At 62.1% G+C, this 15,194-nt stretch carries 14 protein-coding genes and 1 tRNA gene; 4 read left to right on the top strand and 11 right to left on the bottom strand.

The genetic code is table 11. From position 1 onward, the window contains the following. Positions 1–291: 291 nt before the first annotated feature. The 9 genes from ACIQ17_RS09270 to cpdR all read right to left on the bottom strand — a co-directional run bounded on the left by ACIQ17_RS09270 (position 292) and on the right by cpdR (position 9,584). Entirely contained in the window at positions 292–2,295 is a 2,004-nt protein-coding gene (locus ACIQ17_RS09270) for a methyl-accepting chemotaxis protein (protein WP_398467687.1), read from the bottom strand. A 31-nt stretch (positions 2,296–2,326) separates the two neighbouring features. Then, positions 2,327–4,357 carry a methyl-accepting chemotaxis protein gene (locus ACIQ17_RS09265; RefSeq protein WP_398467685.1) on the bottom strand — a complete coding sequence of 677 codons (2,031 nt, stop codon included), beginning with the start codon at positions 4,355–4,357 and terminating at the stop codon, positions 2,327–2,329. A 295-nt stretch (positions 4,358–4,652) separates the two neighbouring features. After that, positions 4,653–5,384: an amino acid ABC transporter ATP-binding protein gene (locus ACIQ17_RS09260; RefSeq protein ID WP_398467694.1), complete on the bottom strand. Its 732-nt coding sequence runs from the start codon at positions 5,382–5,384 to the stop codon at positions 4,653–4,655. A gap of 24 nt (positions 5,385–5,408) precedes the next feature. Next, complete coding sequence (locus ACIQ17_RS09255) at positions 5,409–6,101, bottom strand: amino acid ABC transporter permease (protein WP_398467683.1); 693 nt, start codon at positions 6,099–6,101, stop codon at positions 5,409–5,411. A gap of 3 nt (positions 6,102–6,104) precedes the next feature. Continuing rightward, positions 6,105–6,836 carry an amino acid ABC transporter permease gene (locus tag ACIQ17_RS09250; protein ID WP_398467681.1) on the bottom strand — a complete coding sequence of 244 codons (732 nt, stop codon included), beginning with the start codon at positions 6,834–6,836 and terminating at the stop codon, positions 6,105–6,107. A gap of 106 nt (positions 6,837–6,942) precedes the next feature. Then, positions 6,943–7,851, bottom strand: coding sequence for an amino acid ABC transporter substrate-binding protein (locus ACIQ17_RS09245; protein ID WP_398467679.1), 909 nt, complete (start codon positions 7,849–7,851; stop codon positions 6,943–6,945). A 231-nt stretch (positions 7,852–8,082) separates the two neighbouring features. Then, positions 8,083–8,886, bottom strand: a complete 804-nt coding sequence (locus tag ACIQ17_RS09240) for a gamma-glutamyl-gamma-aminobutyrate hydrolase family protein (RefSeq protein ID WP_398467677.1) — start codon at positions 8,884–8,886, stop codon at positions 8,083–8,085. A gap of 156 nt (positions 8,887–9,042) precedes the next feature. Continuing rightward, positions 9,043–9,117 (bottom strand) — tRNA-Val (locus ACIQ17_RS09235). Between the two features lie 107 nt (positions 9,118–9,224). Further along, positions 9,225–9,584, bottom strand: a complete 360-nt coding sequence (cpdR, locus tag ACIQ17_RS09230; RefSeq protein ID WP_211910339.1) for a cell cycle two-component system response regulator CpdR — start codon at positions 9,582–9,584, stop codon at positions 9,225–9,227. A gap of 301 nt (positions 9,585–9,885) precedes the next feature. Here cpdR and ACIQ17_RS09225 point away from each other — a divergent pair, with 301 nt between their 5' ends. The 3 genes from ACIQ17_RS09225 (at position 9,886) to hisN (ending at position 12,542) form a co-directional block, all read left to right on the top strand. Beyond that, a complete protein-coding gene (locus ACIQ17_RS09225; protein ID WP_398467674.1) occupies positions 9,886–10,773 on the top strand; it encodes an N-formylglutamate amidohydrolase in 888 nt (295 codons plus the stop codon). Positions 10,774–10,932: 159 nt separating this feature from the next. Beyond that, the gene (locus ACIQ17_RS09220) at positions 10,933–11,103 is read left to right on the top strand and encodes a Flp family type IVb pilin (RefSeq protein WP_398467672.1); all 171 of its coding nucleotides are present in this window, start codon (positions 10,933–10,935) and stop codon (positions 11,101–11,103) included. Between the two features lie 656 nt (positions 11,104–11,759). Next, positions 11,760–12,542 (top strand): histidinol-phosphatase, encoded by a 783-nt coding sequence (gene hisN / locus ACIQ17_RS09215; RefSeq protein ID WP_398467670.1) that lies wholly within the window; start codon positions 11,760–11,762, stop codon positions 12,540–12,542. Positions 12,543–12,630: 88 nt separating this feature from the next. On the opposite strand, the gene ACIQ17_RS09210 is transcribed toward hisN, so the two are convergent. Continuing rightward, the gene (locus tag ACIQ17_RS09210) at positions 12,631–13,524 is read right to left on the bottom strand and encodes a LysR substrate-binding domain-containing protein (RefSeq protein ID WP_398467668.1); all 894 of its coding nucleotides are present in this window, start codon (positions 13,522–13,524) and stop codon (positions 12,631–12,633) included. 88 nt (positions 13,525–13,612) lie between these two features. On the opposite strand from ACIQ17_RS09210, the gene ACIQ17_RS09205 reads away from it, so the two are divergent. Next, the gene (locus tag ACIQ17_RS09205; protein ID WP_398467691.1) at positions 13,613–14,365 is read left to right on the top strand and encodes a sulfite exporter TauE/SafE family protein; all 753 of its coding nucleotides are present in this window, start codon (positions 13,613–13,615) and stop codon (positions 14,363–14,365) included. A gap of 101 nt (positions 14,366–14,466) precedes the next feature. On the opposite strand, the gene ACIQ17_RS09200 is transcribed toward ACIQ17_RS09205, so the two are convergent. Beyond that, positions 14,467–15,105, bottom strand: a complete 639-nt coding sequence (locus ACIQ17_RS09200) for a LysE family translocator (protein ID WP_398467666.1) — start codon at positions 15,103–15,105, stop codon at positions 14,467–14,469. Positions 15,106–15,194: the final 89 nt, after the last annotated feature.

The following is a 15,194-nucleotide window of genomic DNA, read 5'->3' as shown; positions in this document are numbered from 1 at the left end:
ATGGAGAAGCTGGCGAGCATAACTATCCTGTCCCTCGGTTTTCGACCGTTGGCTGAACGACGTAATGAAACTGGATTTTCTTGGTTTCCGCGAGGGGTGGATCTGACCGCCGACCAGACCTGCGCAGACTGGAATCGGATTCAGTGCCCTCGACAGCAACCATGACTGCAGAAGGTTAAAAAAGCGGTGCAATCGTAGCTATGCCACGGGCGCGCCGTCCCGCTTTTGGTTGCCACGAGAATCAGAAAGGCCGGCGCTGAAGCGCCGGCCTTGTGCTGGATCGTACGAAAATCAGGCTGCGCGCACGGTATCGAGGAAGCGGCCGACCTGCTGCTTCAGACGACCGCTTTCAGACGACAGCGACCGTGCTGCCGACAGCACCTGGGAGGACGCCGTCCCGGTCTCGCTGGCACCACGCTGGACGTCGACAATGTTCGACGAAACTTCACGCGTACCATGCGCCGCCTGCTGGACGTTGCGGGAGATTTCCTGCGTGGCCGCGCCCTGCTGCTCGACCGCCGAAGCGATGGTGGACGCGATTTCCGACATCTGGCCAATGGTGGTGCCGATCTCCTGGATCGCCGAGACGGATTCGTCCGTGGCTGTCTGGATGCTGGCGATCTGCGCGCTGATCTCGCCGGTGGCCTTGGCGGTCTGTTCCGCCAGCGCCTTCACCTCGGCCGCCACGACTGCGAAACCACGGCCGGCATCGCCGGCGCGCGCCGCTTCAATGGTCGCATTGAGCGCCAGAAGGTTGGTCTGGCCGGCGATGGTGTTGATCAGTTCGACCACCGCCCCGATCCGACCGGCCGCGCGCGACAATTCACCTACGCGATCATTGGTCTTCTGCGCCTGGTCGACCGCCGCGCTGGCAATGCGCGACGATTCCTGAACCTGTCGGCTGATCTCATTGATGGAGGATGTCATTTCTTCCGTCGACGAGGCCACCGACTGCACATTGGTCGACGCTTCCTCGGACGCCGCAGCAACCATCGTGGTCAGTTCCTGCGACCGCTCCGCCGTCGATGTCAGCATGCCGGCAGAGCCTTCCAGCTCGTTCGACGCAGAAGAGACTGCCTCGACGATCTGGCCGACCGCAGATTCGAAATCATCGGCCAGGCGGACCATGTCGCGACGGCGCTGCAACGCTGCCTGCTGATCCTGGGTGAGCTTGGCTTCCGCCTCGATGCGCGCCTTTTCCTCGGCCTTCACCTTGAAGCCTTCGACGGCACGCGCCATGTCGCCGACCTCGTCCTTGCGACCGAGGCCGGGCAGCACCACGCCGAAATCGCCATCGGCGAGGCGCTTCATGCTCGCGGTGAGGCCGGACAGTGGCCCGATGATGCCACGCGCGATCAGGAAGGCGATGACCAGGCCGATCACCGTCGAGACGGCCGCGACGACCGTCTGCAATGTGGTGGTCGTCGAAATCTGGTCATTCGTCGCAGCGACCGTCTGCAGCTGGGCTTGCTGGATCCCTGTCTTGACGACCTCGACCCTGGCGATCGCATTGACGATGAGCGGGCTGATCGACTTGTTGAAGATCGCGTCCGATGCCTGCATGCTGGCGGCAGCTTTTTCGAACAGCGCCGCGTAGCTCTTCAGATTGGTGCGGATAGTGCCGAACAGCGCAGCCAGCGTCGGCGGCATCTGCATCTTTTCCATTTCGCCGATCTGCTGCTCGGCAATCCGGGCCTGGTCCTTGAACGCTTCGATGTGCTTGTCGTCACGGCTGGAGAAGAACCGCCAGTTGGCGATCTGGACCATCAGCGTGTCCGCCTCGAGCTTGGTCGATCCCTGGCCATAAGTCGTGTTGCGCGTGCTGATCGTGAGCTTGCGCAGGCTGGAGGAGAGCTTGTCGCCGGCCTCCTGCAGGACTTCGCGCCCCGCGACCACCTGCTTGACGGCTTCGCCAAGCGCCTGCCGCTGCTTCGTCACCTCGGCAACATCCTTCGCGATCGCCTGATACGCCGTGCGGCGCTCTTCCGAGCGGCTCGCTTTCATCACCGTATCGACGCTTGCCGCCAGACTGGCCAATCGCCTGTCGGCATCGGCAATCGACGCTTCATCCTGATCGAACGAGTAGCGCAGGATGGCGCCGCGCACCGCCTGCAGTTCCGAAGCCACTTCGGCCGCGCGGATGGTGTTGCTCGACAGCTGGGTCATGGAGGCGACCCGCGTCCCGACTTCCGTCATCTGCCAGACAGCGAAGCCCGAGCTCGCCAGCCCGAACAGAACCAGAGCGCCGAAGCCGCCATAGAGGCGGCCGCGAATGCGGAGATTGAGCAGTGACATGGCTGGCATTCCTTACTGGATCGACGACATGTTAGGCGGCCCGGACCGAGTCCAGGAATTTACCGACTTCGCGTTTGAGCCGTCCGCTTTCGCTGGATAGCGACTGCGCAGCGGAGAGAACCTGTGACGAGGCCGAGCCCGTCGCAGTCGCGCCACGCTGGACGTCGGCGATATTGGCGCTCACCTGCATAGTGCCGTGGGCGGCCTGCTGGACATTGCGCGCAATCTCCTGGGTCGCTGCGCCCTGCTCCTCGACGGCGGAGGCGATGGTCGAGGCGATCTCGGACATCCTGCCGATGGTGTCGCCGATTTCGGCAATGGCATTCACCGATTCCCGGGTCGCGGCCTGGATGCCGGAGATCTGCTGGGAGATCTCGCTGGTCGCGCTGGCAGTCTGCTGCGCGAGCGCCTTGACCTCGGCGGCGACGACCGCAAAGCCGCGCCCGGCATCGCCGGCGCGTGCCGCTTCGATGGTCGCATTGAGGGCCAGGAGATTGGTCTGGCTGGCGATGGTGTTGATCAGCTCGACCACATCGCCGATACGCGCGGCCGCCTTGGCCAGTTCGGCAACGCGCTCATTGGTCCGGTGCGCCTGATCCACCGCCGAATTGGCGATCCCGGCGGACTCCTGCACCTGCCGGCTGATCTCGTTGATCGAGGACGACATCTCCTCGGTCGACGAGGCCACCGCCTGGACGTTCCCCGATGCCTCGTCGGACGCGTTGGCGACCGCCACGGTGAGCTCCTTGGCCTGCTCGGCCGTTGCCGTCAGTCCGCCCGCCGATTGCTCCAGCTGCGACGAGGCCGTAGAAACGTTATCGACGATGTTGCCAACGGCCCGCTCGAAGCCATCGGCCAGATTTGCCATCTCGCGCCGGCGCGCTGCTGCCGCCTCATTGTCCTGATCGACGCGCGCGTTGGCCTCGTCCCGCGCCTTGCGTTCGGCATTGTCGCGGATCACCGAGACGGTCTTGGCGATATCGCCGATTTCATCACCGCGCCGGGCACCGGGGATGACGACATCCAGATCGCCTCCCGCCATCCGGCCCATGGCGGCATTGAGACGGGTCATCGGCCGGGCGACGCCGAAGAAGCTGAACACCATCGATCCGACCAGCACAGCGACCACCGCGACACCGAGCGCGAGATTGATCTGGCCCGAGCGCTCCATGGTTGCAGCCGCCTGATTGCGGGCTTCGGTCACGGCCTTGCCTGCATTCGTCACAGCCACGGCCACCAGCTCGCCGGCGGACGTTGCCGCCGGTGTGAGCTTCTTGCGAACGATGTCGGTCTTCTGGTCGTTGACCTGGATGGCCTCGTCGGTCGCCGTCATGAATTTCCGCATGTCGGCGCTAAGCTGGGTCAGGCCGTTCTGCACCAGCTCGCTATCCTCGGCAACGCTGGCCTTGGCCAGCGCATCGTTCAGCGCCTTGGCCTTGGTGACGATCAGCCCTTTCTGAACGATCTCGTTCAGCGACGCATAGCGCCAGGCAGCGGCTTGAACGGCGCTGATGGCACCGTCGGCGATCTTGAGCTGGTTATCGACATCACCCCAGTTCGGCGCCTGGTTCACCGCCGTGGTCAGGCGCATCTGTTCGAGATGCCTGTTCCAGTCGAGCACGGCGACATTGCGCGTGCGGTAAAGATCGAGCAGCTTCTTCTGCAGACCAGCGAGTTCGTCGGCGGCCGAGACATAGGACGCTGTCAGCGCCTTGATCCTCGCGAAATTGTCCCGGTTTTCCTGTCGACGCGCCGCGGCGATGTTTGCGTCCAGGATCTTGTCCTGGGCCGCTTTCGCCGCCTTGATTTCGGCGACACTCTTGTCCATGTCGGGAGTCGTGATCGCGATGCGCAGGCTCTGGCTGGCCGTCTGCATGCTGCGCATCAGCGCATCCGCCTCGCGCGTGCCATCGGCGATCTGCTGCTGCACATCGGCCCGATGATTGACGTCGGAGACTTCCGTCTCGGTATGCATCTGATTGGCGACGACGCCGATGGATAACAGGATGCCTATCAAGCCGGCCAAACCGAGTTTGTTGCCGACGCGATTGATCTTCACCATGCCCCCCACTTCCCGGAACGGCACGCGCCAGCCCGCGCGCAGACAAAGCCTGCACGGCTGAAGGCGGCACGCCCCAACAGACGCTAAACGACGGAAATCGTGAGGCAGCAACGACATGTGCTGCCCGCGAGGACGACGACCTGAGTGGTCTTGGGATCAGCCGCGAACCGCGCGGGCCTGTTCTCGCGGGTTCAGGAGTACCACTGCATTCCTGACACAATCGTTAATTGTCGGGTCAGGTAGCATCCACCGCGCTGCACAAATGTAATGCAGCAACGCGCTGAAATTGCAGGCGTCAGTGCGAGAGAATCTTCGACAGGAATAGCTGCGCACGGTCGCTGCGCGGATGGCCGAAGAAGTCGTCCTTCTGCGCGTCCTCGACGATCTCGCCCGCATCCATGAAGATGACGCGGTTGGCGACCTTCTTGGCGAAGCCCATTTCATGGGTCACCACCATCATGGTCATGCCTTCCTTGGCGAGTTCGACCATGACGTCGAGCACCTCGTTGATCATCTCGGGATCGAGCGCCGAGGTCGGCTCGTCGAACAGCATGCAGATCGGGTCCATCACCAGCGCCCGCGCAATGGCGACGCGCTGCTGCTGGCCGCCGGAGAGCTGGCCGGGATACTTCTCCGCATGCGCCGTGAGGCCGACGCGCTCCAGCATGGCCATCGCCTTCTTGCGCGCAGCCTCTTCCTTGCGACCAAGCACGATGGTCTGGCCGAGGCAGAGATTCTCCACGATCTTCAGATGCGGAAACAGCTCGAAGTGCTGAAACACCATGCCGACGCGCGAGCGCAGCTTCGGCAGATCCCGCTTCATCGTCGTGACATTGAGGCCGTCGACCGTGATGGTGCCTTCCTGCACCGGCTCGAGCGCATTCACGGTCTTGATCAGCGTGGACTTTCCCGAGCCGGACGGGCCGCAGACGACGACGACCTCGCCTTTCTCGACCTTGGTCGTGCAGTTCTTCAGCACCTGAAACTGCGGATTGTACCACTTGCTGACATTGTCGATGGAAATCATGGGCATGGGGATCGACCGTCTTGATTAGCGGATGATGCTGATGCGCTTTTGCAAGCGCTTCACGAAGAAGGAGGCGGTGAAGCTGATGACGAAATAGACCACCGCTGCGAACAGATACATTTCGGTCAGGCGACCATCGCGCTGCGCCACCTTGGCGGCGGCGCCGAGGAAGTCGGTGATCGACAGCACATAGACTAGCGAGGTGTCCTGAAACAGCACGATGGTCTGGGTGAAGATCACCGGCAGCATGTTGCGGAACGCCTGCGGCAGCGTGACGTAGCGCATCACGCCACGATAATTGAGGCCGATCGCATAGCCGGCCATGACCTGCCCCCGCGGTACCGACTGGATGCCGGCACGCATGATCTCGGCGAAGTAGGCCGCCTCGAACAAGGTGAAGGTGATGATGGTCGACGTATAGGCGCCGACCTGCACCGGCTGGTCGGCGCGGATGATCCACTGCCCGATATAGGGGCTGAGGAAGTAGAACAGGAAGATCACCAGCACCAGCGGCAGCGAGCGCATGAGATTGACGTAGCTGGCCGCGATGCCGGAGACCACGGCATTCGACGACAGCCGCATCATGGCGATGATCGTGCCGAGGATCAGGCCGAAGAAAGTCGCGATGGCCGTCAGCGTCAGGGTGAAGACCATGCCTTGATAGAAGAGGTAGGGAAAGCTGCGCCAGATGACGTCGAAATCGAATGTGCTGAACATCACTTATTTCCCCACATTGAAGCCGGGGATGACCAGCCGTTTCTCGATCATGCGCATGCCGATCGTGACGACGGCGCTCAGCAACAGATAGATGCCCGCAGCGGCGGTGAAGGCCTCGAACACCTGGAACGAGAATTCCTGCATCGAGCGCGCCTGCGCGGTGAGCTCGAGCACGCCGATGGTCAATGCCGGCGCGGTATTCTTGATCGTGTTCAGGAATTCCGACGTCAGCGGCGGGAAGATGATGCGATAGGCGAGCGGCAGCAGGATGTAGCGATAGGTCTGCCACGTGGTCAGGCCGATCGCCGTGCCGGCCATCCGCTGGCCCTTCGGCAGAGCATTGATCCCGGCCGTCACCTGGCCTGCGACGCGCGAGGACATGTAGAAGCCAAGCCCGAGCATCGCGGCGATGAAGGGTCCGTTGCGGAGCTGCTTCACCCAGATGCCGAATTCGCCCGGCAGCAACTCCGGAACGACGAAGAACCAGATGAACAGCTGCACCAGCAGCGGGATGTTACGGAAGAGTTCGATATAGGCATTGCCGATCATCACCGGCCAGCGCGACGGCAATGTGCGCATGATGCCGATCACGGAGCCAAGGACGAAAGCGATGATCCAGGCGACCAGCGCCAGCAGGATGGTGACCTGGAGGCCGCTCATCAGGGAGGCGAAATAAGTGCCGGTCGCATCGGGCGTCTGATCCCAGAAGATGCCCCAGTTCCAGTTATAGTTCACGCATCGTCCCCCAAACGCGTCTCAGTCCAAAACCATGCAATGGCCGGGCCATTGTGTCCCTCTCCCCGCTTCGTGCGAAGCGGGGAGAGATGAACATGAGTGTCGCTTAGAGATACGCGTCCGGGTCCGGCGAATCCGACGGCTTGGCAAACGCCTTGGTCTGTTCCGGGCCCATCGGGACGTTGAGGTTCAGACCCTTGGGCGGGATCTTCTGGGTGAACCACTTCTCATACAGCTTGGCGCCTTCCGGGCTCTTGTAGAGTTCGGCGGTGGCCGCATCCGCAACCTTCTTGAACGCGTCGTCGCCCTTGCGCAGCATGATGCCGTAGGGCTCGGGCTTCGAGAAAGCATCCTTCGAGATCACATAGGCATTCGGATCACGTGCGCCGGCGGCCAACGAGGCGAGCAGGATGTCATCCATCACGAAGGCTGCTGCGCGGTCGGTCTCGACCATCAGGAAAGCCTCGGCGTGATCCTTGGCCGGCACGATATTGATGCCGAGGCTGCGCGCGGCATTCGCTTCGGTGAGCTGCTTGATGTTGGTGGTGCCGGAGGTCGACACGACGGTCTTGCCCTTCAGATCATCGATCTTCTCGAGCTTGGCGGTCTTCTTCGAGACGAAACGGCTAGCCGTGAGGAAGTGGGTGTTGGTGAAGCCGACCTGCTTCTGGCGATCCACATTGTTCGTGGTGGAGCCGCATTCGAGATCGACGGTGCCGTTGGCGATCAGCGGAATGCGCGTGGCCGAAGTGACCGGATTGAGCTTCACCTCGATCTTGTCGTTCTTCAGCTCTTTCTTCACCGCCTCGACGATCTTGTAGCAGATGTCCATGGCGAAGCCGACAGGCTTCTGATTGTCATCGAGATAGGAGAACGGCACCGAGGAATCACGGAAGCCGATGGTGATGGCGCCGGTGTCCTTGATCTTCTTGAGCGTGCCGGTCAGCTCCTGCGCGCTCGCCTGGCCTGCAAAGGCGGCAGCGACCACGGTCCCCAACAGAAAAAGTCGTTTCATAGTCCCTCTCCTCATTCCGGTCTCACACCGGCGGCGCTCCTGCCGAGCACGCCAGCCTGTCCGCCCGTCATGCTTGCACAAACGGGGCCAAACGCAAATGCCCCCTCCGGCAAATGCCGGAAGAGCGCCGAAGTGATACGTTTAAAAGGGTCGATTGGTTCGCGCGCATCCTACGAAAGATGGAGAACAGGAACAGGCGGATCGTCGCAGGACGACGATATTGCTACACAATCAGGCCGGCGCCGCGACACCGATGGTCCGGCGCTGCTTTTGCGCTGCGACAGCCTCGCCAAAAGCCAGGAAGAGCGCGCGATTGATCGGATTGATCTGCGGGTCATATTCAGCGTGCCACTGCACCCCGAGCGCGAAGCCGGGCGCGTCCGCGATGCGGATGGCCTCGACCGTGCCGTCCTCGGCGATCCCTTCGATCACCACGCGCTGACCGGGAATTTCAATCCCCTGCCCGTGCAGGGAGTTGACCGTGATGGTCTCGCGGCCGAGCAGATTTGCAAAGGTGCCGTTGCTGGTGAGGTGCACGTCATGTCGATCGGCAAACACCACCGCCGGGTCAGGATGGATTTCACCATTCTCCAGCCGCGGCATGCGGTGATTCATGCGGCCGGGCAGTTCGCGGATTTCGGGATGCAGCGTGCCGCCGAACGCGACATTCATCTCCTGCAGTCCACGGCAGATGCCGAAGATCGGGACCCCGCGCGCGACGCAGGCCTCGACCATGGCCAGCGCCACGTCGTCCCGCCCGTTGTCATAGGGCTCATGGCGGATACAGGCCTGCATGCCGAATCGGGTGGGATGCACGTTGGCGCGGGCGCCGGTGAGCAGGATACCATCGACCAGATCGAGGACTTCACCGACATCCGTAATGTCGGGTGTGCCGGCGAACATCATCGGCAAGGCGCCGGCCACTTCCGCCACCGCGCGAAGATTGTTTTCTCCGGCCGCCTGGACGGAAAACCGGTTCTCGATGCGATAGGCGTTGCCGATGACGCCGATAACGGGCCGGGACTTCGTTGCCATAGCTTCCGGTCGAACACTTTATGACAGAACAGCTATAGCCGACTTGCCATGTGAAAACGACCGATAAGGGAACAGAACATCCATTCTCCCCTGCATGGGAGAAAAATCGACTGCTGCTGGGTGGAGATCGTGTTGTCTGGTGGACCGGAGGCCAGATGGTGGGCGCGACAGGGATCGAACCTGTGACCCCTTCCATGTCAAGGAAGTGCTCTCCCGCTGAGCTACGCGCCCTAAGAACCGGTCGTGACGGGTAATGCGGACCCTATAACGGGTCCGATCGGGTCAGGCAAGGACGCCGAAGCGTAAATCCTTGCCTGTTTTGCAGAAATCGTCAGCCCTCAGGCCGCGAGCATCTTGTTCACTTCGCTGACCAATTCGCGCAGGTGCACGGGCTTGGCCAGAACCTTGGCATTCTTGGGCGCCTCGGAGTCCGAATTCAGCGCCACAGCGGCGAATCCGGTGATGAACATGATCTTGATGTCCGGATCGAGCTCACTGGCGCGGCGGGCCAGTTCGATGCCATCCATTTCCGGCATCACGATATCCGTTAGAAGCATTTCAAAGGGTTCTTCGCGCAGCCTCTGATAGGCTGACATCCCGTTGTCGTGGTGCGACACGGAAAAGCCGGCGTTTTCCAGTGCCTTCACCAGGAACCGGCGCATGTCGTTGTCGTCTTCGGCGAGAAGGATCTTGTGCATGGCGTTGAGACGTCAAACCCGAGTGAGGAAACCGTGGCGCCTACTAAGCCCGAGGGTTGGTAAATTTCGGGTGAAGTTTGCGTGGCGGGCATGTGGATAAGCGTTTCATTATGGTGCGCCAGATTGCGATCCAGAGCAACAAAACCCCGCATTCACAGCCATTCCGCACCCGGCCCGCACCCCGCGCTGGCGACCTGCGGCGGGATCACGCCATTTTCCCGACAATGACACCTCGCAAATCGCCGGTTTTCTGCCAGACTGGTGCTCCAGAAAAACGTGCCTGCAGGGACGAAATGCGACGATGACCCAGTTTGACGGTGAGCTGTCGCCCCCCTTCGAGATTGCCGAGCCGCCCGAATGGCGGGCGCCGATCATTTTCAACTCGCCCCATTCCGGCACCGTCTATCCCGCCGCGTTTCTCGGCGCGTCGCGAATCGATATCGCCGCCCTGCGCCGCTCCGAGGATTCGTTCATGGACGAATTGATCGGCGGGCTGGCCAACCGCGGCTTTCCGGTGGTGCGGGTGCATTTCCCGCGCTCCTATGTGGACGTCAATCGCGAGCCCTATGAGCTCGATCCGCGGATGTTCACGGGCCGGCTCCCCAGCTTCGCCAATACACGCTCCATGCGCGTCGCCGGTGGCCTCGGCACCATTCCGCGCGTGGTCGGCGATGGCCAGGAGATCTATCGCGAGCGGCTCAATGTGGACGACGCCCTCACCCGCATCGAGAGCCTCTACAAACCCTATCACCGCGCCCTGCGCCGCCTGATCAACAAGGCGTATCAGACCTTCGGCACGGCCATCCTGGTCGATTGCCATTCGATGCCGTCCATCGGCATCGCCCGCGAGGAGCCGCGCCGGCCCGACGTGGTGATCGGTGATCGCTACGGCACTAGCTGCGCCGGGCTTCTGACCGATGTGGTCGAGGACACCTATCAGCGGCTCGGCTATTCGATCGGCCGCAACAAGCCCTATGCCGGCGGTTTCATCACCGAACATTACGGCAATCCCGCCAGCGGCCTGCATGCGGTCCAGATCGAGCTGAACCGGTCGATCTATATGGATGAGCGCAAACGCGAGCGGACCGCCCGCTTCGACCGGATCGCCGAGGACTTCACCGTTCTCGCCGATGCCCTGATCGACATCCCGCTCGGGCTGCTTGGCCCATTCCAGACGGCCGCCGAGTAGTTCTCGGCGGGGCGCAGACCGATTTGCCCGCAGCAAGATACAAAAATACCGCGATACCCCACTCTTTTACCGCGCCGATTCACGCAACCTTAGGTTTTATATCGCTAACTCCTCCCACGCAGCACCAAGCTGCGATCAACATTGGCAGGGGATTTTGAAATGAAGAAACTCTTGAAGTCGTTCATTGCAGATGAGTCGGGCGCGACCGCGATCGAATACGGTCTGATCGCTGCGGGCATTTCTCTGGCCATCATTGCTGTGGTCAACGGGCTCGGCACGAACCTCAATGGGAAGTTCACCGAGATCGACAACAAGTTGATGCAGAAGTAACCACCGCGCCTGGCGCGTCGCCTCGTTCTCAGCGAGCGCGGCCCGCTTGACTTTGTTGCCCTCATGCGGCCAGCGAAACATCGCCGCATGACAGTCGTCGTCGTGGCTGTCGACGATACGGGTTGTTGAAAGCAGAAATCTGGAATGCCGCGGCCGACCGCCGCTTACCTTGCAAAACCCCATAGACAAGAAAAAAGGGCCACTTGCGAAAGCAAGCGGCCCAAGTCTAGGGAGGAAACGCCCAAGGAGGGCAGCGATAGCGCGAGGCGCTACCGCACCGCAACAATATGCATCCCCAGCCCTCGAAGTGCAAGAGTTTTCGGGCTTTTTCTCATGCAAAAAATGCAAGGCTTTTGGACGGGCAGAACATAATCGTCATAATTAAATTGAACAAAAACAGACACTTGGAAAAACGTCAGCCATTTTGACACATCTTAAAAATGAACATAAATTCATTTCTAATGGCAAATTCCAGTTCTTGGGCTCACAAATCTGATCGGATTCAAACTGCGCAGAGTGCGCAGAAAGTCAGTTGCGCAGTCTGCGCAAAACCGAGAGCGGTGGGCAAATGCGTCGGCCTCATATGCAGCCCGACCCAAGCCACGATATAGGTTGTGCCAACCAGCCAACATCTCTCCGCCGTAAAGGATCCTGCCGTGACGGTCATCGATTTCACCGCCTTTATCGGCCGCCTCGCCACAGCGTCCGGTGAGACCATCCTTCCCTACTTCCGGACCTCGCTGAGCATCGACAACAAGAAGGCCGGTGATTTCGATCCGGTCACCGAAGCCGACCGCGGCGCCGAGGCCGTGATGCGTCGCCTGATCAAGCAGAGCTTCCCGCAACATGGCATCGTCGGCGAGGAATTCGGCATCGAGCACGAGGATGCCGACTATGTCTGGGTGCTCGATCCCATCGACGGCACCAAATCCTTCATCTCCGGCTTTCCGACCTGGGGCACGCTGATCGCGCTGCTGCACAAGGGCACGCCGGTCTACGGCATGATGCACCAGCCCTATATCGGCGAGCGCTTTTCCGGCGACAACGGCTCGGCGCGCTATCAGGGCGCAGGTGGCACCGGCCGCAAACTCGCCGTGCGCCGCTGCGACTCGCTGGAAAAGGCCGTGCTGTTCACCACCAGCCCGTTGCTGATGAACGAGGCCGATCGCGCCATCTTCCAGGGCGTCGAGAAGCATGTCCGCCTGTCCCGCTATGGCGGCGATTGCTACTCCTACTGCATGCTGGCCGGTGGCCATCTCGATCTGGTCATCGAGACCGACCTGAAGCCCTATGACATCGCCGCCCTCATTCCCATCGTCACCGGCGCGGGCGGCGTGGTGACGACCTGGGACGGCAAGCCGGCGCAGAACGGCGGCAAGATCATCGCCGCCGGCGACCCGCGCGTGCACGCAGCGGCGATGAAGCTGCTGAACGGGTGAGATGTAGCCCGCATGGAGCGAAGCGTAATGCGGGGCCAGCAGAGCAATTGAAACGCCGGTCCCCGGATTACGCTGCGCTCCATCCGGGCTACGGCCGCGCCGCCGCCCGCAAATGCTCCACCAGCTGCTGTGCCGGACGCGACATCACCTTCAGATCGCGAAAACAGATCGCCAGCTTGCGATTGGCCCAGGTATCCCTGATCCGCACCAGCGTGATCGGCATCGATCGCGCACAGCGCCGCGCCGCCACTTCCGGCACGATGGCGATGCCCACATGGGCCGCCGCCATCTGGCACATGGCGTCGAAATCGCGCATCTGGGCGCGATAGCGCAGCCGTGCGCCCAGCCGGGCCGCATATTTGCCGATGTGGTTCTGCAACGCCGTCGCATTGGTCAAGCCGATGAAATCGCGATCGACAACATCGCGAAAATCGATCGACCGGCGTGACGCCAGATCGTTGCGTTGCGCCGTCACCAGGACCAGACGATCCTCGCTGAAGATGAAGCGGTCGAGCGTCTCCGGCAGCGTATGCTCGGCAGCAAAGCCGAGATCGGCGCTCCCTGCGGCGATCGCCTGCGCTATATCGGCACTCTCGCGCTCTTCCGCCTCGAGGCTGACCTGTGGATGCTCGCGCAGGAATGCGGCCAGCGCCTTCGGCAGATGCTCGGACAGTCCGACGGTATTGGCCAGCAGCACGATGCTGGCCTTGGTGCCGGTGGCATAGGCCGCCAAATCGCTGCGCAGCGCCTCCACATCATGCAGCACCACCCGGGCATGGCCGAGCAGGCTTTCCCCTGCCGCCGTCAGCGTGACGCCGCGCCGCCCGCGCTTGAGCAGCGCGACACCGACCGCCGCTTCCAGCCCCTGAATGCGCGCGCTTGCAGAGGCCAGCGCCAGATTCGCCGTCGCCGCGCCGCCGGTAATGCTGCGCGCCTCGGCGACCGCGACGAACAGCCTGAGATCGACCAGATCGAAATGCATCGCGTCCTCCAGCCTTCGCCCTGACCGAAGGCATTCTCCGTATCCTCCAGATTGTGCCCATCGCCGGGATCGGTCAATGTGTCGCACCATGATCGACACCATGCTCATCCTCATCGCCGCCGTCTTCGCACTCGCAGGCTTCGTCAAAGGCGTCATCGGCCTCGGCCTGCCCACTGTCTCGATGGGCCTGCTCGCCACCACCATGACCCCGGTGCAGGCACTGACCATCGTCATCGTGCCGGCCATCGTCACCAACATCTGGCAGACCTTTGCCGGCCCTTATCTGCGCGACATCATCCGCCGGCTCTGGCCACTGCTGATCACCACGGCGATCGCGATCTGGTTCAGCGGCAGCCTGATGACAGGGCCTTACGCCAAATACGGCGCCATCGTTCTTGGCGTGCTGCTGGTGATCTATGCCGTGGTCACGCTGGTCAAATTCCAGTTCAGGACTGCGCCAAGGGACGAGAAATGGGTTGGCGGCATCGTCGGTGCGATCACCGGCGTCGTGTCCGCGGCCACGGGCGTGCAGGTCATTCCGTCGATGCCCTTCATGCAGTCGATCGGCATGGAGAAGAACGAACTGGTGCAGGCGCTCGGCCTCTATTTCACCGTGGCCACGGTGGCGCAGGCGTTCAATCTCACCAGTGCCGGCCTGCTCAATGCCGCGACCGCCGTGCCGGGCGTCGTCGCCATGATCACCGCTTTCGCCGGCATGTTCCTCGGCCAGGCGGTGCGCGACCGGATGGCGCCGGAGCAATTCCGCCGCTGGTTCCTGATCGCGATGCTCCTGCTCGGGATTTATCTCGCGGTGAGTGCAACGCTCGCTGTGATGAAGTGAGGTCGCGTAGGATGGGTTGAGCGTCTTCGCGAAACCCCATCACCACCAGCGCATGAGATGATGGGTTTTCGCTGCGCTCAACCCATCCTACGGCCTCGGCGCTATTTGGCTTCGAGCAACGCCACGCGAATGCCGAGATAGATGAACACGCCGCCCAGCGCACGGTTGATCCAGACCAGCCCCTTGCCCGACTGGCGCACGCGCCGCGCGGCGCGCGCCGCGAACACGGCGACGAGCAGGCACCATGCGCCCCCGGTGCCGATGAACATCAGGCCCAGCACCATGAACGCCAGTGCCTTGTGAGGCGCATCGGCATCGACGAATTGCGGCAGGAAGGCGAGGAAGAACAGCGCGACCTTCGGGTTCAGCGCATTGGTGAGCGCGCCCTGCCAGAACACCTGGCTGAGCCTGATTGCCGGCTTCTCGACCGACGACGCCAGCAGATTCTCCGGCGCCTTCCAGCGCAGCATCTGAATGCCGCTATAGAGCAGATAGGCAGCGCCGATCCATTTCACGACGGTGAAGGCCGTGGATGAGGCTGCCAGCAATGCCGACAGACCGATCGCTGCGGCGAAGACATGGACGAGACAGCCGGCACAGATTCCCAACGCTGCGGCCACACCGCCACGCCATCCGATCTGCACGCTGCGGCCGATGATATAGGCCGTATCCGGCCCGGGCGTGATGTTGAGCAGCAGGCCGGAGAGAACGAACAGCCAGATATCGTGAATGCCGAGCATGAATAGTCTTCCCTCTCACTCCGTCTGTCGTCGCCCGGCCCGACCGGGCGATCCAGTAAACGCCGCCGCCGGTGTCTACTGGATCACCC

Origin of the sequence: Tardiphaga sp., assembly GCF_044340795.1 — a bacterium.
Classification (GTDB): Bacteria; Pseudomonadota; Alphaproteobacteria; order Rhizobiales; family Xanthobacteraceae; genus Tardiphaga.
Note: the sequence above shows the minus strand (reverse complement) of the source record. Positions and strands in the feature narration are given on the sequence as shown.

Bases quoted from the DNA above. Each gene is read 5' to 3' on its own strand.
- ACIQ17_RS09270 (WP_398467687.1), bottom strand. From the start codon at position 2,295: ATGTCACTGCTCAATCTCCGCATTCGCGGCCGCCTCTATGGCGGCTTC.
- ACIQ17_RS09265 (WP_398467685.1), bottom strand. From the start codon at position 4,357: ATGGTGAAGATCAATCGCGTCGGCAACAAACTCGGTTTGGCCGGCTTG.
- ACIQ17_RS09260 (WP_398467694.1), bottom strand. From the start codon at position 5,384: ATGATTTCCATCGACAATGTCAGCAAGTGGTACAATCCGCAGTTTCAG.
- ACIQ17_RS09255 (WP_398467683.1), bottom strand. From the start codon at position 6,101: ATGTTCAGCACATTCGATTTCGACGTCATCTGGCGCAGCTTTCCCTAC.
- ACIQ17_RS09245 (WP_398467679.1), bottom strand. From the start codon at position 7,851: ATGAAACGACTTTTTCTGTTGGGGACCGTGGTCGCTGCCGCCTTTGCA.
- ACIQ17_RS09240 (WP_398467677.1), bottom strand. From the start codon at position 8,886: ATGGCAACGAAGTCCCGGCCCGTTATCGGCGTCATCGGCAACGCCTAT.
- cpdR (WP_211910339.1), bottom strand. From the start codon at position 9,584: ATGCACAAGATCCTTCTCGCCGAAGACGACAACGACATGCGCCGGTTC.
- ACIQ17_RS09225 (WP_398467674.1), top strand. From the start codon at position 9,886: ATGACCCAGTTTGACGGTGAGCTGTCGCCCCCCTTCGAGATTGCCGAG.
- ACIQ17_RS09220 (WP_398467672.1), top strand. From the start codon at position 10,933: ATGAAGAAACTCTTGAAGTCGTTCATTGCAGATGAGTCGGGCGCGACC.
- ACIQ17_RS09210 (WP_398467668.1), bottom strand. From the start codon at position 13,524: ATGCATTTCGATCTGGTCGATCTCAGGCTGTTCGTCGCGGTCGCCGAG.
- ACIQ17_RS09205 (WP_398467691.1), top strand. From the start codon at position 13,613: ATGATCGACACCATGCTCATCCTCATCGCCGCCGTCTTCGCACTCGCA.
- ACIQ17_RS09200 (WP_398467666.1), bottom strand. From the start codon at position 15,105: ATGCTCGGCATTCACGATATCTGGCTGTTCGTTCTCTCCGGCCTGCTG.